Raw genomic sequence first — 19,439 nt, 5'->3', positions numbered from 1 at the left:
CGTGCGGTGTTCCCGCCGTCACGGCCGGCGGAGAGGGAGAACAATGCACCCGTACCGGACCCATACCTGCGGCGAGCTTAGGCCCGCGAATGTTGGCGAGACCGTCCGGCTTTCCGGCTGGGTTCACCGCAAGCGCGACCACGGCAGCCTGCTCTTCCTCGACCTTAGGGATCATTACGGGCTTTCCCAGTGTGTCGTGGAGACGTCGAGCTCCATTTTTCGCCTGGCCGAGGCAGCCCGCCCGGAAAGCGTCGTTACCGTCACCGGTACGGTCGTTGCGCGCACCGAAGACACCGTGAACAAAGATTTGCCGACCGGCGACATCGAAATCCGGATCACGGAGTTTTTTGTCCAGTCGGCGGCTGAGATGCTGCCGCTGCAGGTCAACAGCGACATCGACTATCCGGAGGAAACACGCCTTCGCTACCGGTATCTCGACCTTCGCCGGGAAAAGATGCACCGGAACATTCTGCTGCGCACCGGAATCGTCACCAGCCTTCGCCGGCGCATGACGGAAGCCGGCTTCACGGAATTCCAGACCCCGATCCTTACTTCCAGTTCGCCGGAAGGGGCCCGCGACTACCTGGTGCCCAGCCGGCTGCATCCCGGCTGTTTTTACGCGCTGCCGCAGGCACCTCAACAATACAAGCAGCTTCTGATGATTGCGGGCTTCGACCGCTATTTCCAAATTGCGCCCTGTTTCCGCGACGAAGACGCCCGAGCCGATCGTTCGCCCGGCGAGTTCTACCAGCTCGATATCGAGATGTCCTTCGTCACGCAAGGCGACGTTTTCGACGCCGTGGCCCCCGTTTTGCACGGGCTCTTCGAGGAATTCGCGAATGGGCGGACGGTAAGCGCGCTTCCCTTTCCGCAAATTTCGTATGACGAAGCCATGCTGATTTACGGCAGCGACAAGCCGGACTTGCGTAATCCCTTGCGGATTTCGGACGTGACGGAAGTCTTTCGCGGTTCCGGCTTCTCGATCTTTGCGAAAGCGATCGAGAAAGGCGCCATCGTTCGGGCCATTCCGGCGCCCGCCACCGCGTCGTGCCCACGCAGCTTCTTCGACAAGCTGAACGACTGGGCACGGGAGGAAGGCGCGCCCGGCCTCGGCTATATCGTCTTCACGGCCGACGGCGGCAAAGGACCGATTGCGAAATTCCTGGAAGCAGACCGCTTGGCAAAACTGCGCGAGACGGCGAAGGCGGGCGAAGGGGACGCTCTTTTCTTCGTCTGCGATGTGCCGCAAGCGGCGGCGAAATTCGCCGGTACCGTCCGCGACCGGCTCGGGCGCGACCTCAACCTTATCGAAAAGAACGCATTCCGCTTTTGCTGGGTCATGGATTATCCCTTTTACGAATGGAATCCGGAGACGAAGCAGATCGAATTCAGCCATAACCCTTTTTCGATGCCGCAGGGCGGGCTTGAGGCGCTGGAGACGAAGGACCCGCTCCGCATCAAGGCTTATCAGTACGACATCGTTTGCAACGGGGTCGAACTTTCGAGCGGCGCCATTCGTAACCATTTGCCCGAAATCATGTACAAGGCGTTTGCCATTGCCGGCTATTCGCAAGCCGATGTCGAGCAGCGGTTCGGCGGTCTTCTCGGCGCCCTCAAATATGGCGCCCCGCCTCATGGCGGCATCGCGCCGGGGCTTGACCGCATCGTCATGCTGCTGGCCAATGAGCCGAACATCCGCGAGGTGATCCTTTTCCCGATGAATCAGAACGCGCAGGACCCGCTGATGCAGGCGCCCGCCCCGATTGCACCGGCACGGCTTCGGGAATTGCACCTGAACGTGGTCCTGCCGAAGAAACCCGGCCCGAAAAGCCCGAACGAAGCGGCGGAAAGTTAAGATTTTTTCTTTATTTTCTGCAAGTTAACGATAGTCCTTAACGGCGCGTTAGTCGCCGGGCGCTAGGCTTCTCGTTTCCGTTCTTGGGTTTCCTGGGTGGTGATGCGCGGTTTTGCAAAATCGGCTGTAAAAAAGTTTGGCGTCGCGACGGCTGTTGCGTTTGCCGCCTCCGTCGGCGGCTGCGCATTGCCGCCCGCCGTCACGGTGGCGAGTCTGGCCGCCGATGGGGTGGCCTACGCCTTCAGCGGGCGGGCAGTGGCCGATCACGCGCTTTCCTTCGCCGTTCAGGAGGATTGCACGCTTCACCGGGTGATCCTGGGCGAAAGCATCTGCCATCCGGAAGCGCCCGAAGGGGGCGCGGCGTACGCCGGCGGCTTGGCGGAGCCGGGTGAGCAGTTGGCGATGGCGAATCCAGGACCGATTCCTTCCAAAGGCTTCGGAGGGGGGACGCTGGCGGCGCCGTCGGAAGCCGCGCCCCCTTCGGTAAGAGACGGGAAACCGGAAGCGAAAACGTCTTGGGTCTATCCTGGCGATCTGGGGACGGGGGCAACCTTCCTCGCCATCGGTAGCCACCGTTTCCGCACGAACGCGGTCGCGGCGGCCAAGCGGTACGCGGCCTATTCCCCCTATATCGTATCGGCCCTGATCAATGGGGAGCGGTACTATCGGGTCGTGATCGGGCCCTTGCGCCCGGCCGAGTTCGAGGCCACCAGGGCGGCCCTTCTGGAGGCCGGCGTGCCGGAACCCTGGCGGGTGCGGCTGTGCGGGGTCGAAGGGGTGGGCGCGGCCTGCGAAAAACCGGCGGCGGAAGTTGCCTTGAACGGTTAGGCGCTCGGTACGGTTGCGGCGGCGAGGGACCTGCGCCGCTTGCATTCGAACATGGCGGAATCGGCGCGCTCGATCAGATCCTTCTTCTTGTCGCCGGGCCCGAAGGACTCCATCCCGAAACTGATTTGGATCGGAATCCGGTGGCCGTTCAAAGTGACGACGCTCCGCCGGATTAGTCGGTTAAGGGATTCGATTCGACGAAACCCGTAAGAAGTTTCCGTTTCTGTCAGCAAAATGGCGAATTCGTCGCCGCCCAAACGGGCCACGTAGTCCGTCTCGCGCACGTTGGCCTTGATACGGCGCGCGACCTCGCGCAAAACCTCGTCGCCGATGGGATGGCCGTAATGGTCGTTAATATACTTGAAGTTGTCGACGTCGCAGATGGCAAGAACGCCGGTCGACCCGTTACGGTTGGCCGTAGCGAGCGCGCGATTGGTCTCGTTGTCGAAACCGCGGCGGTTGAGAAGGCCCGTCAGTTCGTCCGTCATCGTCAGGACTTCGAGCCTTGCGATGCGGTCGGCCTGAGCGGAGAGTCGCCGTTCGGCATCCGCCGCCATGTGCAAGGCCTGTTCGAGCAGCGTTAGCTGGTTGACGCCGCGCAGACGCTCTTCCCACGGTTTCAAGCGTTTCGAGAGCAATCGATCGGGAGCGGCCGGCTGCCCGGTTGCCGGTGCGGGCGCGGGCTTCCAGGCGGTGGAAGTAAAATTGAAATCGGGTTTTGCTGTCGTCATGTTTAATCGCAACCTGTCCAAGCCTGTTGCTTGTTTTTGTGACCAGCCGGTCGTGTCTAGAGAAGTGGAAAGCAAGGCGCGTGCCAAGAAAAAAAGCCTAGAAATGAAGGTGTTAGTCTTGTGCCTCGCCATTGGAGGGGGTAAGAATTTCCCATCCGGTCGCAGCCACGAGCAAAAGTCGGCGAAATTTACCTTCCCTCTTTGCCGCCCGGCGTGGCTCATGGGGGGTGGCGGAAGAAAATGAAGGGAAGGAGACGAAAGGTGACCTTGCGCGGCTTCCTTTTCACCCTCTTTTTTACCGGCCTTCTTTTTTCGCTTTCTGCCCACGAGGCTACGGCGGGCGCCAAGATGATGCCGCACCGGGCCTATTACTCGGCCGCGATCGGTGATGTGAAACAGACGAGCCGGGTCGTGGACGTTCAAGGCGCCATCGTCATGGAAGCGGTCGAGTCCTGCGAGGGCTGGCAAACGACCGAGGGTACCCGGCTGTTGCTTTCGAACAGCCAAGGCGGCGAATCCGTTGTGGACGTTCGTTTTTTGGGCTGGGAATCGAAGAACGGACTTGTGTTCCGTTTTAATTACACCCACCACAACGATGGCTCCGTTCAGGAGAATATGCTCGGCGAGGCCAAGATTCGGTCGAAAGGCGCCGCAGGGGAAGCGACTTTCTCGCGGCCGCCGGTGGTGCCGCTGGCCTTGCCGGAAAAAATCGTATTCCCGACCGAATACATCCTCAAACTCATCGAGCGCGCCGATGCTGGCGAGTTCCTGTTTTCCCAGGTTGTCTTCGACGGCACGAAGATGGGCGGTGCCTATGAGATTAACGCCGTCATCGGCCGTCCCTACGCCTTTCCGGCGGGACGCAAGGCCGGCCTCGAACGGCTGGCCGGCGAGCGCGGCTGGCCGGTTCGACTGGCCTATTTCCCCATCGGCTCGAGCGAACCCGAGCCCGAGTTCGAGATTGGCGTAAGGCTGCTGCGGTCGGGGATTGCCGAAAGCATGGTGTTCGACTACGGCGATTTCACAATCACCAGCCGGCTTGAGCGGGTCGAGTGGCTGGCGGCGCCGAAATGCTGAGGCGGGACCGGTTGTTTCTCCGCCTGGATCGGCGGTTCCTGCAAATTTTCAAAGAGATAAGGCGGGCCGTCGGCAAGCCTTAAGAATATGCTAACCATCCGGGGCCTAAGAAGAAGGCGCATTCGGGGGTAGCCGACCGGAAAGTCTGATGATGCCCAAGACCATCCTCATCGTTGAAGACAACGATCTCAACATGAAACTTTTCCAGGACCTTCTGGTTGCCAATGGCTATCGGACCCTGCAGACGAAGGACGGCTTCGAGGCGCTGGAAATGGTGCGGAAGTATCGGCCGGACCTCGTGTTGATGGATATCCAGCTACCGGAAATTTCCGGTTTGGTCATCACGAAGCAAATCAAGGAAGACGAGACGCTGAAAGCGATTCCCGTCATTGCCGTCACCGCCTTTGCGATGAAGGGGGACGAGGAAAAAATTCGGGAAGGCGGGTGCGAAGCTTATATCGCTAAGCCGATTTCCGTTCCGCACTTCTTGGGAACCATCAAAAAAGTCATAGGCTAAGACGTCATGTCCGCGCGCGTTCTGATTGTTGACGACATGCCGGCAAACGTGAAATTGCTGGAAGCGCGCCTATCGAACGAATATTTCGACGTCATCACGGCCACGAACGGGCCTTCCGCCCTTCAAATGATTAAAAATGAATCGCCGGACATCGTGCTGCTCGACGTTATGATGCCTGGCATGAGCGGCTTCGAGGTCTGCAAGAAGATCAAATCGGATCCGAAAAGCGCCCATATCCCTGTCGTTATGGTCACGGCGCTGAGCGAAACGAAGGACCGCATCCAGGGTCTCGAATCGGGTGCCGACGACTTCCTGACGAAACCGGTCAGCGACAAAGCGCTGCTTGCCCGCGTGCGAAACCTGACGCGGATCAAGATGATGACCGACGCCTGGCTTAGCCGAATCGCGACGAATGAACAGCTTGGGCTTCCTTCCGACATACGCGACTCCTCCCGGGAAGACGTCGACAAGGCAAAAGTTCTTTTGATTGAGGACAACCCGTCCAGCGCCGAACACCTCTGCGAGGCGCTCGCCTCGGTCAAGGGCGATAGCGTCACGGTTGTGAATAACGGCCCGGAGGCGCTCGCCTCGGCTCTTGGCAATGCCTACGAGCTCGTTATCTTAAGCCTGGATTTGATGGAAGAGGATGCGCTTCGGCTTGTCGCTCAGATGCGCGCCCGGGAAGAGCTTCGAAATCTGTCTATCCTCGTCCTCGTCGAAGAGCACGAGGAGGACCTTCTTGCCAAGGCCTTCGAGGTTGGCGTCAACGATTATCTCGTGCGGCCGATCGAACGAAGCGAACTCATCCTGCGAAGCCGCGCTCAGATTCGGCATCGACGCTATCAGGAACGCTTGACCAGCACCTACCGCGACAATCTGGCGATGGCGGTGACGGACAGCCTGACGGGCCTTTATAACCGGCGGTACCTGGACGCCCATCTGCCGCGCATGATGGGGCAGGCCGTCGAAGACGCCAAGGCCCTGACGGTTGCCATCGTCGACGTGGATCATTTCAAGAATGTAAACGACACCTACGGTCACGCCGCGGGCGATGAGGTCCTCAAGGAAGTGGCGGCGCGGATTCGGGCAAACGTGCGAAGCTTCGATTTGGTTGCCCGTCTCGGCGGGGAAGAATTCGTCATTGTTATGCCGGATTGTTCGCTTCAGTTCGTGCGTAGTATGGCTGAGCGCGTACGCACCAGTATTTCGAAACGGCCGTTTCGCGTTCCGGACGACGTGGAGGAGATTCGCGTGACCATAAGCCTGGGCGTCGCCCAAATCTGCAACCCATCGGAGACGCCGGAAGATTTGCTTGGACGGGCCGACCGGGCCATGTACCAGGCGAAGGCCTTGGGTCGCGACAAGGTGTGGGTGCTGGACGACAAGGGCGATGGAAAAGCCGGCGATGTGGGCAACATGGAACGGCTAGCCTGACGGGCCGTTGAAAAAGCCGCCCGCGGGCGGCTTCGACCGGCGTTAAGCCGCGCCTTCTATTTCAGCTTCGTTTCCTTGAACAGGACGTGCTTGCGCACGACGGGATCGTATTTCTTGAGCTCGAGCTTCTCCGTCTGCTGCCGCGGGTTCCTCTTCCGAAGATAGAAGTATCCGGTGTCCGCAGTGCTGACCAGCTTGATCAAAAGGGTGTTCGATTTCGCCATTTTGGAAGGAGCCCTTCAGGTTCTTGCCTGCCTTCGGCGGCGCAAACTTAGCTTTTTCGCAAGGCCTGTCAAGTCGAAAGCCGGATTCGCAAGCGGTCGGCCCCCGGGGCAGGCGCCAGGTTACCTCGTTCCTTCGCCCATCTTGCCGCCCGCCCTGGCGATTTCTTCCGGGGTTTCCCGGAAGAAGCTCGCATAAAGCTCGGCATTTCCCAGCAGCCGTTTAGCGAGGGGGAGGTCGAGAGGGTTCTCCGTTCGCAGCGGCGGACAGGCGGTTTCCCCCTGGCCGCCGGGCTGCGCCATGGCGCGGAGCAGGCCTTCCATGTCTTCTTCTTTTCCTTTTGCGTTCGCCGTGCAAACGTCCGGTGCGACGCCGGCCTCGTTCAGGGATTGGCCGTTTGGCCTATAGAGATGCGACCAAGTCAGGGTGATTTCCGCTTGGTTGGGGAGGGGAAGGATCGTCTGGACGCTTCCCTTGCCGTAAGACCGGCTGCCCACGACCACGGCGCGCCGGCGGTCGTGAAGGGCGGCGGCGACGATCTCGGCGGACGAGGCGCTCTTGCCGTTCAGCAAAACGACGATGGGCAAGCCATCGACAATGTCGCCGGCGGCGGCGTCGTAAATTTGGTTGCTGTTCGGGTGTCGGCCACGGGTGGAAACGATACGGCCCGACTCGAGGAAGAGATCGGCGACGGCGATTGCTTGATCCATGAGCCCGCCGGGATTATCCCGCAGGTCGAGGACAAGGCCGCGAAGATTTTTTCCCGCCTCCATTTCCGCCTTGGCGATATGGCGGGCGAGGCTTTGGGCGGTGTCGTGGTTGAAACTGCTCAGGCGAAAATAGGCGATGGCCCCAAGGCGTTCGTATTCGACGGTCGGCGAATAGACGTGCTGCCGTTGGAGCGTGATCCCGATTGGCGCTGGCGTATCGCGCCGGCGAAGGGCAAGCGAAAGCGTGCTGTTGACGGGTCCGTGCAACCGGTCCAGCACGGCCTCCAGATCGAGCCCGGCGACGGGCGCGCCGTCGATTTCCAGAATTTCATCCGACGGGCGCACGCCGGCCAGTGCGGCGGGGCTTTCCGGGATCACTGCCGTGATGAAGAAGGCGTCTTCGAACCTCTGGACGTACAGCCCGGCTCCGTCGAAGCCTTTCCGTTTTTCGCGCTGGCGAACGGCGGCTTTCGGCGCCGCGTAGCGCGAATAGGAGTCGAGCGTTTCAAGCGCGCGCGTGAACATCGCCGTCATGAGAGAATCCCTCTCGCCCCCGGCGGCTGGATTGGTGAGCGCGGCAACAAGGAAATCCGCACTCAAGGAGGCCCAGCCCTCCAAATTCTGTGCGGTCGGCGCCACACCTACACGGAGCGGTCGGTCGTCTCGGTCGAGCCGGAGCAGATCACCGCTTGCCTCGATCTCCAGCGCCGGGTCTGCATCGGAAAGTCCGTGCAGCCCATCAAGCGCGATATCGCGTGCCGTCCTCGGTTCGATATATTTCTCGGCGATGCCGCCATAGCCTGCGGCAAAGATGGCCTGCGGCAGGGGGCCGTCCGTTGCCGCGACGGGGGGCGGGGTGCCGCCGGTGCAGGCCGCAAGAAAAAAAGCGGCCAGAAAGGCTGCCGGAAAACTCCAGCCGGGCCGGTATTTGCTGCCTTTGCCCATCCTCCAATCTTAGCGCGTTCGCCGCCTCCGAGCGGCCTTTTTTCCGGTTTGGGACTGTTTTGCCAGGCCTTTTCCGCGGGGGGAGGCCGCGCGCGCTTTGCCTTTCCGGCCGCCCTCGACGAGTTCGAAAAGCAGGCTTCCCGTCGCCGTGTTCGCCTCCGCAAGCCGGACCCTTACCCGATCGCCAAGCCGGAAGGTGAGCCGGCTGCGCTCACCGATCAGCTCGTGATGGATGGCGTCGTGAAGAAAACGTTCCCAGCCCAGGGTGCGGATGGGGATGAAACCGTCCGCCCGGGTTTCGTCCAGGGTGACGAAAAGGCCGAAATGGGTGACGCCGGTAAGCTGGGCCGCAAACTCGGCGCCGACGCGCTCGCTCAGAAAAAGAGTCGCGTAACGGTCAGCGGCGTCGCGCTCGGCGATTTCCGCGCGGCGCTCCGTAAGCGAGATATGTTCGCCGATTGCCGTCAGGCGGTTTTCCGCTTCGGCCGTAAGGCCGTCCTCGCCCAGGCGAAGCGCCCGGATGAGGGAGCGGTGCACGATCAGATCGGCGTAACGGCGAATGGGCGAGGTGAAGTGGCAATAGCGTCGCAGCGCCAGCCCGAAGTGCCCGCGGTTCTCCGGGTTGTATTCCGCCTTCGCCTGGCTTCGCAGGACGACGAGGCTGACGATTTCGGCATAGGGCGTGCCGGCGGCCTCGCGCAGGATGCGGTTGAAATGGTGCGGGCGAAGGACTTGCCCCTTTGCCAGACGCAGGTTCAGCGAGGCGAGAAATTCGCGAAGCGGTTCCAGTTTGTTCGGCGGCGGCGAGTCGTGAACGCGGTACAGACAGGGGGTGCGACGGCTTTCCAGGGTTTCGCTGGCGGCGACGTTGGCGAGAATCATGAATTCCTCGATCAATCGATGGCTGGCGTACCGCTCGGCGGTTTGGATGGCGGCAACCTTGCCGTGCGCCCCGAATTCCATTTTCCGTTCCGGCAGATCGAGTTCAAGCGTGCCGCGGGCGGCGCGCGCCTTGCTAAGCGCCGCGTAGGCGCCATAAAGCGGCCGTATGACACGGTCGAGAAGTGGCAGGGTCGTCGCGTCCGGGAAACCGTTCTGCGCGCGTTCGACCTGTTCGTAGGTGAGCCGCGCGGCGGAGCGCATGAGGCCGCGCCGGAATTCATGGCGAAGCAGAACGCCCTCGCCGTCGATCCATAAATCCGCGGCAAGGCAGGAGCGGTCCTCGCCGGGTTTCAGCGAGCACCAGCCATTCGAGAGCGATTCGGGCAGCATCGGCACGACCCGGTCCGGAAAATAGGCGGAGTTGCCACGCTCGAAAGCGACCCGGTCCAGCGCGTCGCCCGGGCGGACATAATGGGCGACGTCGGCGATGGCGACGAGGAGGTGCCAGCCGTCCGGGTTTTTCGGATCGCCATCCGCTTCCGCCCAGACGGCGTCGTCGAAATCGCGGGCGTCCGCGCCGTCGATCGTGACGAGAGGAAGCGTTCGAAGGTCGGCGCGCCCGCTCGCATCGGCTGGACCGGCGTGGTTTGCCAGCGCCAGCGCTTCCGGCGGAAACTCGGTCGGGATGTCGTGGCTGTGGATGGCGATGAGGCTGACGGAGCCTGCTTCGTTCGCAGCGCCCAGCCGCTCGACGATTCGGACCTCGCGATAGCGGCGGGACGCATGCATGACCTCGGCGCGGACGAGATCGCCGGCGTGGGCATTCCCTATATCCTCCTGCCGCACGGTATAGACGTGCTTGTGACGGCGGTCCGTCGGCACGAGGCAGGCGCTGCCATCGGTCGTTTTTTCAAGGATGCCCAGGATACGGTCCGGCGCCGCGCCGATGCGGCGGACGATATGGGCGGTGTAGGCCCCGTCCTTCGTCGGATGGACCCGCGCCAGGATTCGTTCACCAGGCCAGAGCGCTGCGCGCCCGCGGCGTTCCATCGCCACATAGATTGGCGGCGGCGGTTCCGTCTCCTTCCAGGCGATCGGGCGGGCAAGCACTTCGCCGTCGGCATCCGTGCCGGAAATTTCGAGAACGGCAACCGGGGGCAAGCCCTCGGGCACGGCGAGGCGCCGGTTTGCGGCCTGCACGAGTTCGCCTTCCTCCAGCAGCCGCTTGATCAGCGTCTTCAGCTCCAGGCGATCGCGGCCGGAAAGGCGGAAGGCGCGGGCAACCTCCCGCTTGCCGACGGGCGAGGCGCTTTGTCGGATGAAATCGAGGATTTCTTCTTTGCGCGGGAACGTTCGTCGTGGGCGTTCTTTGGCGGACACGAGCCTCAATCGTCTGTTGATGCGGGGGGCGCCGAAGCGCCGTCGGCCGTCTTTTTCCCCGCCTTCTTCGTTCTCTTTGTTTTCGTCTTCGTTTTTGTCTTTGTCTTCGTCTTCGTCTTCGTCTTGTTCGAACGGTCCTTATTTGCGGGGCCTTTAGCGCCTTTTTTCTGCTTTTTGCGCTCTTTTCGGGCCGCGAGCAACTGTAGCGCGTCGTTCAACGCGATGGTGTCCGGGGAGCTGTCTTTCGGAATGGTGGCGTTGGTGCCGCCGTGCTTCACGTAAGGCCCGTACCTTCCGTCGTGGACGGTAACCGGTTTGCCGTCGTCGGGGTGCGCGCCAAGCACGCGCAGCGCCGCCGCTCCCCGCCGCTTCGCGGGCGGCGTCGCCAGCACGTCGACGGCGCGGTTGAGGCCGATCGTGAGCACGTCCTCGACGTTTGGCAGCGACCGATATTCCTTTTCATGCTGGAGGTAGGGACCGTACCGCCCAAGCCCAGCCAGAATCGGCTGGCCGCTTTGCGGGTGCGTGCCGATCTCCCGCGGCAGGCGAAGCAGCTTCAGCGCGAAGTCGAGATTGGCCTCGGCCGGCGCGCGATCCTTCGGAAGCGAAACCCGCTTCGGCTTGTCGCCTTTCTTCTCGGCTTCTCCCAGTTGGAAATAATGCCCGTAAGGTCCCTTGCGAAGCGTCACCTTGAGGCCGGTTTCGGGGTCTTCGCCGAGTTCGAGGGGGCCGTCGAGGGCCAGGCCGTCTTCCCCCTGTAGGCCTTCGGCAAGCTGGCGGGTGTAGCGGCATTCCGGATAGGTCGCGCAACCAATAAACGCGCCGAACTTGCCGAGCTTCAGCGAAAGCTTCCCCTTCTTGCAAGCCGGGCAGAGGCGCGGGTCCTTGTTCGGATCCGTTTGCGGAAAGAGGTGGGGGCCAAGCGCCTGATCGAGGGCGTCGAGCACATCCTTGATCGCGAGATCCTTGGTTTGGTCAACCGCCTGCTCGAAGTGTGTCCAAAAATCGTGCAGCACCCGCTTCCAGTCGGTTCGGCCTTGAGAGATGTCGTCGAGCTGATCTTCGAGCTCGGCCGTAAAGTGGTACTGAACGTAGCGCTGGAAAAAATTGGCCAGGAAGGCGGTAACCAGGCGGCCGCGGTCTTCGGGGGTAAAACGCTTTTTTTCCAGCCGGACGTAGTCGCGGTCCTGAAGGACCGAGATGATCGAGGCGTAGGTTGAGGGCCGGCCGATGCCGAGTTCCTCGAGGCGCTTGACGAGGCTTGCCTCTGAATAGCGCGGCGGGGGTTGGGTGAAGTGCTGCTCCGGCTGGATTTGTTTTTGCGGTAACCGCTCCGCTTCCGCGACGTTTGGAAGCCGGTTGCTTTCCTCTTCCTCGCCCGGTTCGTCGCGGCCCTCCTGGTAAAGTTTTAGAAACCCGTCGAAGACGAGGACGGAGCCGGTTGCGCGAAAGCTGTCTCTTCCGGCCGAAGCCGTGATGTCGACGCCGACATTGTCAAAAAGCGCGCTTGTCATCTGGCTCGCCATCGCCCGCTTCCAAACGAGTTCGTATAATTTCGCCTGCTGCGCGCCGAGGAACTTGGCGACGCTATCGGGCCGGCGGCGAAAGTCTGTCGGGCGAATTGCCTCGTGGGCTTCTTGCGCGTTCTTTGCGGGGCTTCGGTGGGTGCGCGGTGCCTTCGGCAGGTAGGATTCGCCGTAGCCGTCGGCAATCGCGGCGCGGCTTGCGGCGACCGCTTCCTTTGCCATCTGGACACTGTCGGTCCGCATATAGGTGATGAGGCCGACCGTGTCGCCGCCGATGTCCACCCCTTCGTAAAGGCGTTGCGCGACATCCATCGTCTGGCGGGCGGAGAAACCGAGTTTGCGCGAAGCTTCCTGCTGCAGCGTCGATGTCGTAAAGGGCGCCTGTGGGTGGCGGTGGGATTGCTTGCGTTCGATCCGGGTGACGGCGAAGTCAAGCGGTTCCAGGCGGCGGACCGCGGCCATCGCAGTCGCTTCCGAGGTCAGGCTCAGCTTCTCGATTTTTTGACCGTCGAGTTCGACCAGCTTGGCCGGAAGTTTCTCGCCGCTCGCCGTCTCGAAGGCGGCTTCGATCGTCCAGTATTCCTGCGACTTGAAGGCCTCGATCTCGGCTTCCCGCTCGCAGATCAGGCGAAGGGCGACGGATTGGACGCGGCCCGCCGAACGGCTGCCGGGAAGTTTCCGCCACAGCACCGGCGAAAGCGTAAAGCCGACAAGGTAATCCAGCGCCCGGCGCGCCAGGTAGGATTCAACGAGCTTGCGGTCGATTGCGCGCGGGTGCTCCATCGCCTCCAGCACCGCCGATTTCGTGATCTCGTGAAAGACGACGCGATGCACCTCGACGTTTTCAAGCGCGTTGCGTTCCCGCAGAACTTCCTCGATGTGCCAGGCGATGGCTTCGCCTTCGCGATCCGGGTCCGTTGCGAGATAAAGGTGGTTCGTGCCCTTGATGGCGTCGGCGATATCCTGGATTCGCGTTTCGGATTTCGCGTCCACTGTCCAATGCATGACGAAATTTTCCCCCGGCTCCACCGATCCCGCCTTGGAGGGCAAATCGCGCACGTGACCGTAGCTCGCGACGACCCGATAGCCGCTGCCGAGATACTTATTGATGGTCTTCGCCTTGGCTGGCGATTCGACGATGACAAGGCTCATGCGCAAGCAATCACTGCTGCCAAGTGTTAAAATCCCGTCTTCTGGCTAGAGAGTCAGCAACGAAACCTGATTACCGGGGTGGCGTTCAAGGCGGCCCGCAAGCTCTAACTCGAGAAGAACCGTCGCTAGAACGGCGGGTGACAATTGGCATCGGCGAAGGATTTCGTCAACCACTACGGGCGAAGGCCCTAGCATTCCCTGCACTTCCTCGCGGGCTTGTGCGAGTTCGTGGTCGGTTGCTGGCGAGGGTGGCGGCGGTTTCGGCCGGGGGGGTCCCGCTCTTCAAGGGGCTTGCGAAGCTGCCCGGCGAGCGCTGTCAGGACGTCGTGGGCCGATTCGGTAAGCACGGCGCCTTGGCGCAAGAGATGGTTCGCGCCTTGGGCGCGGGGATCAAGCGGCGAGCCCGGCACCGCAAAAACCTCGCGGCCCTGTTCCAGCGCCATCCGCGCCGTAATCAGCGAGCCGGACTTCGGCGCCGCCTCGACGACGAGTACGCCGAGGGAAAGGCCGGAGACCAGCCGATTCCGTCGCGGGAAACTGCGGGCCTGCGGCACGGTGCCGAGGGGCTGTTCTGAAAAGACGATCCCTTGCTCGACGATCCGTTCGTAAAGAGGCGTGTTCTCTTCCGGGTAGGGGACATTGACGCCGCCCGCCTGCACGGCGACGGTGCCCGTTGCGAGGCTGCCTTCGTGGGCGGCCGTGTCGATGCCGCGGGCCAGGCCGGAGGCGATGAGAAGGCCGTTTTGCCCCAGATCCCTCGCCACCCTCTCGGCGAACCGACGGCCGTTCGCTGAGGCGTTGCGGGCGCCCACGATGGCAAGGGTGGGCTTCTCGAAAAGATGGGTATGCCCGCGCAGGCTCAGGATCGGCGGCGGGTCGTAAATCTGCGCCAGCGCCTTCGGGTAATCGGGTTCGCCGAAGGCAACCATTCGCGCGCCCAGCTTGGTGTGGGCCTCGATCTCGCGCAGGGCCTCGGCGACCGGGAAAAGACGGATCGGGTTTCGCCGCCCGCCGCGGCTGGCAAGCGTGGGCACGGCTTCCAGAGCCGCGGCGGCCGAGCCGTAGGCTTCGAGCAATTTGAAGAAGGTGATGGGGCCGACGTTCTCGCTCCGGATCAGGCGGAGCCAGTCGAGGCGCTCATTGTCTGAAAGCGCGCGCGGCGGCATCAGGACTCCGGTGTCGCCCGCTTCCCAATCCGGGATTCTTCCCCCCGGATCAGCCGTCGGACGTTGGCGTGATGGCGAAGCAGGACAAGGACGGCGATCAGAACCGTGAAGACGGTGAACATTGTATCGGTGAGGGCAAAAGCGAAAGCCGGCGCCGTACCGATGGCAACGATCGAGGCAAGGGAGGAGTACCGAAAGAGCACGGCGATCAAAATCCACACGGCGCAGGCGATGCCGCCCACCGGCCAGGCATACGCCAGCAGCACGCCAAGCGTCGTGGCGACGCCCTTGCCGCCGCGGAACCCGAGCCAGAGCGGAAACATGTGGCCGGCGACCGCGGCAGCACCCGCGATCAGCGCGAACGGCCCGCCGAGCGCGCCGCCGATGACGACGGCCGCCGCCCCCTTGCCGGCGTCGAGAAGCAGTGTGCCGAGGGCAAGGCTTTTCGATCCGCTGCGCAGCACGTTCGTCGCCCCGATGTTGCCGGAGCCGATTTTCTGAATATCGCCAAGCCCGGCCAGGCGCGTCAGCAAAAGCCCGAAGGGGATGGAACCGAGCGCATAGCCAAGCGCTACCGCCATCAACGCCTCAACCGACAAGACGTGGGCGGCCCAGCCCATCCTCTATGGCTCCCGCCTATAGACCGTTCGCCCGGCCGCAACCGTTCGCAGCACGTAACCCTGCACGGGCCGCTCGTCGAAGGGCGAGTTCTTCGACTTGCTGCGGAATTTATCGACGGCGATCTTCCACGGCTTGTTCAGGTTGAAAAGCACGAGGTCGGCGGGCTTTCCCTTGGCCAGCGCGCCGCCGGCCAGACGGAAGATGCGGGCCGGCGCCGCGGTCAGCGCCGCAAGCGCGCGGAGCAGCGGGAGGGAGCCGTTGTGGTAGAGCTCGAGCGTTAACGGCAGCAGGGTCTCCAGGCCGATGACGCCGTTTTCGGCCTGGACGAAAGGCAGCCGCTTGCTGTCCTGGTCGTGGGGGGCGTGATCGCTTGCGATCATGTCGATCGTGTTGTCCTTCAGGCCCTCGATGATGGCCACCCGATCGGCCTCGCTGCGCAGCGGTGGCGAGAGTTTGGCGAAGGTCCGGTAGTCGCCGACAGCCGTTTCGTTCAGCGCGAAGTAAGGCGGCGCCGTCTCGCAGGTGACGTGGAGGCCTCTTGCCTTTGCCCGGCGGATGGCGTCGATCGCATCCGCCGTCGAAAGATGAGCCGCGTGATAACGCCCGCCGGTGTTGGCAAGAAGGCAAAGGTCGCGCTCGACGAGAATCGTCTCGGCGGCGGTGGGAATGCCGGCAAGCCCGAGCCGGGTCGCCATTTCCCCTTCGTTCATCGTGCCGGCGCTCGCTAGGTCCGAGTTTTCCGGGTGCTGGACGAGCAGAAGATCGAAGGTGCGGGCGTAACTCAAGGCGCGCTTGAAGACCAGCGTGTTCTTGACCGCCGTAATCCCGTCCGTGAACGCCACCGCGCCCGCTTCGCTAAGCAGGCCCATTTCCGTGATTTGTTCGCCCGCCAGCCCTTTCGTGATGCCGGCGAAGGGGCGGATGTTGACGAGGCCCGCCTCGCGCGCCCGGTGTTTCACGAGTTCGACGAGGGCGACGTCGTCGATAGGGGGCTGCGTATTGGGCAGGCACAGCATTGTCGTCACCCCACCGGCGGCGGCGGCGAGGCTGGCCGTCATGATCGTTTCCTTATGTTCGTCGCCGGGTTCGCGAAGCTGAACGCGGGCGTCGATCAGGCCGGGGGCCAGGCAATGGCCTTCGCAATCCACCTGCGCGATGCCTTCCGGCACGCCTTCCGCGAAGAGGCGTTCACCGAAATCGAGGATGGTCTCTCCCTCCGTCAGCAGCGCCCCCCGCGCGTCCAGCCCGCTGGCCGGGTCGAGGAGACGGGCGTTCACATAGGCGGTTTTGCCGTTCACCGTCATGGCGCCGTCTTTCCGTCCGCGGCTGAACGGGTGAGGGCGTCCAGGCACGCCATGCGGACGGCAACCCCCATCTCGACCTGTTCGTGAATGACGCTGCGGCCGATGTCGTCGGCCACTTCGCTGTCGATTTCGACGCCTCGGTTCATGGGGCCGGGGTGCATGATCAGCGCGTCCGGTTTGGCGTTGGCAAGCTTCCCGGCGTCCAGTCCGAAGAAGCGGAAGTATTCCTTCGTGGAGGGAATGAAGTTTCCGTTCATGCGTTCGCGCTGAAGGCGCAGCATCATGACGATGTCGCAGTCCTTAAGTCCTTTTGCCATGTTGTGGAAAACCTCGACGCCCAGCCGTTCGATCTGGGGCGGCAGCAGGGTTTCCGGTGCCACGACGCGCACGCTGGCCCCCATCGTATTCAAAAGGTAGATGTTCGAGCGCGCCACGCGGCTGTGCAGCACGTCGCCGCAAATCGCCACGCGAAGGCCTTGCAGTTTTTTCTTCCGCCGGCGGATAGTCAACGCATCCAGCAGCGCCTGCGTCGGGTGCTCGTGGCTGCCGTCGCCCGCGTTGATGACCGAGCAGGTGACTTTTTCGGAAAGCAGCTGCACGGCGCCGCTGTGGGAGTGGCGCACGACAAGGACATCCGGGTGCATCGCGTTCAACGTCATCGCCGTGTCAATCAGGGTCTCCCCCTTTTTGATGGCGCTCGTGGAAACGGTCATATTGATTGCATCGCCGCCGAGACGCTTGCAGGCAAGCTCGAAGGAGGTGCGCGTGCGTGTCGAGCTTTCGAAGAACAGGTTGATGACCGTGCGGCCCTGCAGAAGCGAGCGCTTCTTGTTCGCCTGGCGGTTCTGTTCGACGTAGGATTCGGAAAGGGTTAGGAGGAAGGAAATCTCGCCCGCCGAAAGGCCTTCGATCCCCAGCAGGTGGCGATGGGGAAAAGAGGTGGTGGCGTCAGTCTTCTTCATCAAAGCGGCACTATACGCCGCTCGCCCGGCGTTCGGCAAGAAGGGGTGAGCCTAGAGGACACCTTTTTTCTGCAACGTGACGAATTCCGATGCGGCCATGCCCAGAAGCTCGCCCAGAACCTCCTCCGTGTGCTGGCCAAGGGTGGGTGGGGCCAAGCGGTAGGAGACGGGTGCCTCGCTCAGCTTGACCGGGTTCCCGATCAGATCGACGGGCGCCTCCCGCAAGACGTGCGGCAGCGCAATCTTCATGCCTCGATGCCGGACCTGCGGGTCCTCGAACGCTTCTCGGATGTTGTTCACCGGTCCTGCCGGTACGCCCATCTTTTCCAGAGCTTCCGTCCAGTAGTTAACCGGCTTTTGTAAGATGATATCGCCAAGGCGCCGGGTGAGCTCCTCGCGGTTTGCGATCCGCATGGGGTTGGTTGCAAAACGGGGGTCGGTTGCCAGCTCGGGACACCCGGCGAAGCCGCAGAACTTCTGGAATTGGCGGTCGTTGCCGACCGCCAGCACGAGATGGCCGTCCGCCGCCTGGAAGGTTTGATAGGGAACGATATTGGGGTGCGCGTTCCCCTGTCGCTGCGGCACCTTCCTGGAACACAGGTAGTTTTGGCCCTCGTAAACGAGCCAGCCGATTTGCGAATCCAGAAGCCCAATGTCGATATATTCGCCTTTGCCCGTTTGGCTCCGCCGGTGAAGGGCGGCAAGGATCGCGCTTGCCGCGTACATGCCGGCCATGATGTCGCAGACGCCGACGCCAACCTTGATCGGTGTGCCTTCCGGCTCGCCGGTGATGCTCATCAAGCCGCCCATCGCCTGGGCCAGGTAGTCGTAGCCCGCCCGATGGGCGTAGGGACCGGTTTGGCCGAAGCCGGTGATCGAGCAGTAGATCAGGCCGGGAAAGTCCTTCTTCACCTGGTCGTAGGAAAGGCCGTATTTGGCAAGGGTGCCGACCTTGAAGTTTTCGACGACGATGTCGCACTTCTCCATCAGCCGCTTGGCTAGCGCCTGGCCTTCCGGCTGCGCGAGATCAAGCGCGACCGAGCGCTTGTTCCGGTTGGCGCTCAAGTAATAGGCGCTTTCCGCCGTATCGCTGCCGTGCGTGTCCTTAAGGTAGGGAGGACCCCATTTCCGGGTATCGTCGCCGGCGCCGGGGCGTTCGATCTTGATGACGTCGGCGCCGTAATCACCGAGAAGCTGCGTGCAGAAAGGTCCGGCGAGGACGCGGGTGAAGTCGAGAACGCGCAGGTCTTGAAGCGGGCTGGTCACGTATTCATTCTCTCTTTTGATGTGGCAAAGAAATCGAGCAATCCTTGCAGGATGTATGCGGCGGCGAGTTTGTCGACGACTTCGCGGCGGCGATTGCGGGAAAGATCGGCTTCGATCAGCGTGCGCGTCACGGCGGCGGTTGACAGGCGTTCGTCCCAGAAGACGAGTGGAAGATCAATCTCCCGAAGCAGGTTGTCGGCGAACGCCCGGGTGGATTGGCAGCGCGGTCCTTCCGTTCCGTTCATGTTGATCGGCAGGCCGATGACGAAGCCGCCGACGGCGTTCGCCCGGACGTGGTGCTTCAGCTTCTCGACGTCCTCGCGGAACTTGGTTCGCCGCAGCGTTTCAAACGGCGTGGCGATGGCAAGGGAGGGATCGGAAAGCGCAAGCCCGATAGTTTTTTCCCCGACGTCGAAACCGATGAGACGCTCGCCGGGATTCAGGCGTTGCCGGAGTTCCATAAGGTTGCAGATCGCCATGCCGGGTGATACCTTCCGTCGATATTCTACCGGATGCCCCGGTTTTCAAAGCATTCCGACGTTACTGATCAGGAGACATTTACCGCATGTCGCTGGACAAGGCCACTGTGGCAGGCATCGCCTCGCTTGCCCACCTGCACGTGGATGCGGACGAACTGACAGAGCTTGCCGCCGAGCTTTCGCAGATTCTCGAATGGGTCAAGCAGCTTGAGGAAATTGATACCGCGCGCGTCGAGCCGATGACGTCGGTCGCCGCCCAAGGCTTGCGCTTGCGCGCCGACAAGGTCACGGAACCCGATCGCCGCGAAGAAATCCTCGCCAACGCGCCGGAGCGCGTGGCGGGCTTCTTTACCGTGCCAAAGGTCGTGGAATAGGCCGCTTC

17 protein-coding genes and 1 pseudogene are annotated in these 19,439 nt (G+C 62.5%); 7 read left to right on the top strand and 11 right to left on the bottom strand.

Going from position 1 to position 19,439, the window contains the following annotated elements; translation table 11 throughout:
* Positions 1 to 43: 43 nt before the first annotated feature.
* Together aspS and AB1781_03325 are read left to right on the top strand one after the other, a co-directional pair.
* Positions 44 to 1,855: an aspartate--tRNA ligase gene (gene aspS / locus AB1781_03330; protein MEW5703603.1), complete on the top strand. Its 1,812-nt coding sequence runs from the start codon at positions 44 to 46 to the stop codon at positions 1,853 to 1,855.
* 102 nt (positions 1,856 to 1,957) lie between these two features.
* Positions 1,958 to 2,683 (top strand): hypothetical protein, encoded by a 726-nt coding sequence (locus tag AB1781_03325; protein MEW5703602.1) that lies wholly within the window; start codon positions 1,958 to 1,960, stop codon positions 2,681 to 2,683.
* Here the strand turns inward: AB1781_03325 and AB1781_03320 are convergent.
* On the bottom strand, positions 2,680 to 3,414 hold the full coding sequence (locus AB1781_03320) for a GGDEF domain-containing protein (GenBank protein MEW5703601.1): 735 nt from the start codon (positions 3,412 to 3,414) through the stop codon (positions 2,680 to 2,682). The two genes, AB1781_03325 and AB1781_03320, sit on opposite strands and share 4 nt — an antisense overlap.
* Here AB1781_03320 and AB1781_03315 point away from each other — a divergent pair.
* The 4 genes from AB1781_03315 to AB1781_03300 all read left to right on the top strand — a co-directional run bounded on the left by AB1781_03315 (position 3,413) and on the right by AB1781_03300 (position 6,442).
* Positions 3,413 to 3,658, top strand: coding sequence for a hypothetical protein (locus AB1781_03315; GenBank protein ID MEW5703600.1), 246 nt, complete (start codon positions 3,413 to 3,415; stop codon positions 3,656 to 3,658). The two genes, AB1781_03320 and AB1781_03315, sit on opposite strands and share 2 nt — an antisense overlap.
* A 17-nt stretch (positions 3,659 to 3,675) precedes the next feature.
* On the top strand, positions 3,676 to 4,491 hold the full coding sequence (locus AB1781_03310) for a DUF1849 family protein (GenBank protein MEW5703599.1): 816 nt from the start codon (positions 3,676 to 3,678) through the stop codon (positions 4,489 to 4,491).
* A gap of 151 nt (positions 4,492 to 4,642) precedes the next feature.
* Positions 4,643 to 5,008, top strand: a complete 366-nt coding sequence (locus AB1781_03305) for a response regulator (protein ID MEW5703598.1) — start codon at positions 4,643 to 4,645, stop codon at positions 5,006 to 5,008.
* A 6-nt stretch (positions 5,009 to 5,014) separates the two neighbouring features.
* Positions 5,015 to 6,442 carry a PleD family two-component system response regulator gene (locus AB1781_03300; GenBank protein MEW5703597.1) on the top strand — a complete coding sequence of 476 codons (1,428 nt, stop codon included), beginning with the start codon at positions 5,015 to 5,017 and terminating at the stop codon, positions 6,440 to 6,442.
* A 56-nt stretch (positions 6,443 to 6,498) separates the two neighbouring features.
* Here the strand turns inward: AB1781_03300 and rpmG are convergent, their stop codons facing one another.
* The 10 genes and pseudogenes from rpmG to ruvX form a co-directional block, all read right to left on the bottom strand.
* Positions 6,499 to 6,666 (bottom strand): 50S ribosomal protein L33, encoded by a 168-nt coding sequence (rpmG, locus tag AB1781_03295; GenBank protein ID MEW5703596.1) that lies wholly within the window; start codon positions 6,664 to 6,666, stop codon positions 6,499 to 6,501.
* A gap of 120 nt (positions 6,667 to 6,786) precedes the next feature.
* Positions 6,787 to 8,319: a S41 family peptidase gene (locus AB1781_03290; GenBank protein MEW5703595.1), complete on the bottom strand. Its 1,533-nt coding sequence runs from the start codon at positions 8,317 to 8,319 to the stop codon at positions 6,787 to 6,789.
* A gap of 9 nt (positions 8,320 to 8,328) precedes the next feature.
* Entirely contained in the window at positions 8,329 to 10,581 is a 2,253-nt protein-coding gene (gene rnr, locus AB1781_03285) for a ribonuclease R (protein MEW5703594.1), read from the bottom strand.
* 5 nt (positions 10,582 to 10,586) lie between these two features.
* Entirely contained in the window at positions 10,587 to 13,259 is a 2,673-nt protein-coding gene (topA, locus tag AB1781_03280; GenBank protein MEW5703593.1) for a type I DNA topoisomerase, read from the bottom strand.
* 45 nt (positions 13,260 to 13,304) lie between these two features.
* Positions 13,305 to 14,425: pseudogene (gene dprA, locus AB1781_03275) on the bottom strand (DNA-processing protein DprA).
* On the bottom strand, positions 14,425 to 15,045 hold the full coding sequence (gene plsY, locus AB1781_03270; protein ID MEW5703592.1) for a glycerol-3-phosphate 1-O-acyltransferase PlsY: 621 nt from the start codon (positions 15,043 to 15,045) through the stop codon (positions 14,425 to 14,427). Before plsY ends, dprA begins: the two are co-directional and overlap by 1 nt.
* Before the next feature lie 3 nt (positions 15,046 to 15,048).
* Positions 15,049 to 16,350, bottom strand: a complete 1,302-nt coding sequence (pyrC, locus tag AB1781_03265) for a dihydroorotase (protein MEW5703591.1) — start codon at positions 16,348 to 16,350, stop codon at positions 15,049 to 15,051.
* Positions 16,347 to 17,312: an aspartate carbamoyltransferase catalytic subunit gene (locus AB1781_03260; GenBank protein ID MEW5703590.1), complete on the bottom strand. Its 966-nt coding sequence runs from the start codon at positions 17,310 to 17,312 to the stop codon at positions 16,347 to 16,349. Before AB1781_03260 ends, pyrC begins: the two co-directional genes overlap by 4 nt.
* Before the next feature lie 51 nt (positions 17,313 to 17,363).
* Positions 17,364 to 18,578 carry a CaiB/BaiF CoA-transferase family protein gene (locus tag AB1781_03255; protein MEW5703589.1) on the bottom strand — a complete coding sequence of 405 codons (1,215 nt, stop codon included), beginning with the start codon at positions 18,576 to 18,578 and terminating at the stop codon, positions 17,364 to 17,366.
* Positions 18,575 to 19,057, bottom strand: coding sequence for a Holliday junction resolvase RuvX (ruvX, locus tag AB1781_03250; protein ID MEW5703588.1), 483 nt, complete (start codon positions 19,055 to 19,057; stop codon positions 18,575 to 18,577). Before ruvX ends, AB1781_03255 begins: the two co-directional genes overlap by 4 nt.
* A gap of 86 nt (positions 19,058 to 19,143) precedes the next feature.
* Between ruvX and gatC the strand changes: the two genes are divergently transcribed.
* Positions 19,144 to 19,431 carry an Asp-tRNA(Asn)/Glu-tRNA(Gln) amidotransferase subunit GatC gene (gene gatC / locus AB1781_03245; protein MEW5703587.1) on the top strand — a complete coding sequence of 96 codons (288 nt, stop codon included), beginning with the start codon at positions 19,144 to 19,146 and terminating at the stop codon, positions 19,429 to 19,431.
* The last annotated feature ends 8 nt before the right edge of the window (positions 19,432 to 19,439 follow it).

The sequence above is a fragment of the Pseudomonadota bacterium genome (genome assembly GCA_040752895.1).
GTDB lineage: Bacteria > Pseudomonadota > Alphaproteobacteria.
The sequence above is the reverse complement of the archived record's forward strand: the minus strand, read 5'-3'. Positions and strand labels throughout refer to the sequence as shown.

What these genes read in the sequence shown, in the direction of transcription:
- AB1781_03290 (MEW5703595.1), bottom strand. Translation starts at nt 8,319, where the DNA reads ATGGGCAAAGGCAGCAAATACCGGCCCGGCTGGAGTTTTCCGGCAGCC.
- AB1781_03315 (MEW5703600.1), top strand. Translation starts at nt 3,413, where the DNA reads ATGTTTAATCGCAACCTGTCCAAGCCTGTTGCTTGTTTTTGTGACCAG.
- aspS (MEW5703603.1), top strand. Translation starts at nt 44, where the DNA reads ATGCACCCGTACCGGACCCATACCTGCGGCGAGCTTAGGCCCGCGAAT.
- pyrC (MEW5703591.1), bottom strand. Translation starts at nt 16,350, where the DNA reads ATGACGGTGAACGGCAAAACCGCCTATGTGAACGCCCGTCTCCTCGAC.
- gatC (MEW5703587.1), top strand. Translation starts at nt 19,144, where the DNA reads ATGTCGCTGGACAAGGCCACTGTGGCAGGCATCGCCTCGCTTGCCCAC.
- AB1781_03300 (MEW5703597.1), top strand. Translation starts at nt 5,015, where the DNA reads ATGTCCGCGCGCGTTCTGATTGTTGACGACATGCCGGCAAACGTGAAA.
- topA (MEW5703593.1), bottom strand. Translation starts at nt 13,259, where the DNA reads ATGAGCCTTGTCATCGTCGAATCGCCAGCCAAGGCGAAGACCATCAAT.
- plsY (MEW5703592.1), bottom strand. Translation starts at nt 15,045, where the DNA reads ATGGGCTGGGCCGCCCACGTCTTGTCGGTTGAGGCGTTGATGGCGGTA.
- AB1781_03325 (MEW5703602.1), top strand. Translation starts at nt 1,958, where the DNA reads ATGCGCGGTTTTGCAAAATCGGCTGTAAAAAAGTTTGGCGTCGCGACG.
- rpmG (MEW5703596.1), bottom strand. Translation starts at nt 6,666, where the DNA reads ATGGCGAAATCGAACACCCTTTTGATCAAGCTGGTCAGCACTGCGGAC.
- ruvX (MEW5703588.1), bottom strand. Translation starts at nt 19,057, where the DNA reads ATGGCGATCTGCAACCTTATGGAACTCCGGCAACGCCTGAATCCCGGC.
- AB1781_03320 (MEW5703601.1), bottom strand. Translation starts at nt 3,414, where the DNA reads ATGACGACAGCAAAACCCGATTTCAATTTTACTTCCACCGCCTGGAAG.
- AB1781_03305 (MEW5703598.1), top strand. Translation starts at nt 4,643, where the DNA reads ATGCCCAAGACCATCCTCATCGTTGAAGACAACGATCTCAACATGAAA.
- AB1781_03260 (MEW5703590.1), bottom strand. Translation starts at nt 17,312, where the DNA reads ATGAAGAAGACTGACGCCACCACCTCTTTTCCCCATCGCCACCTGCTG.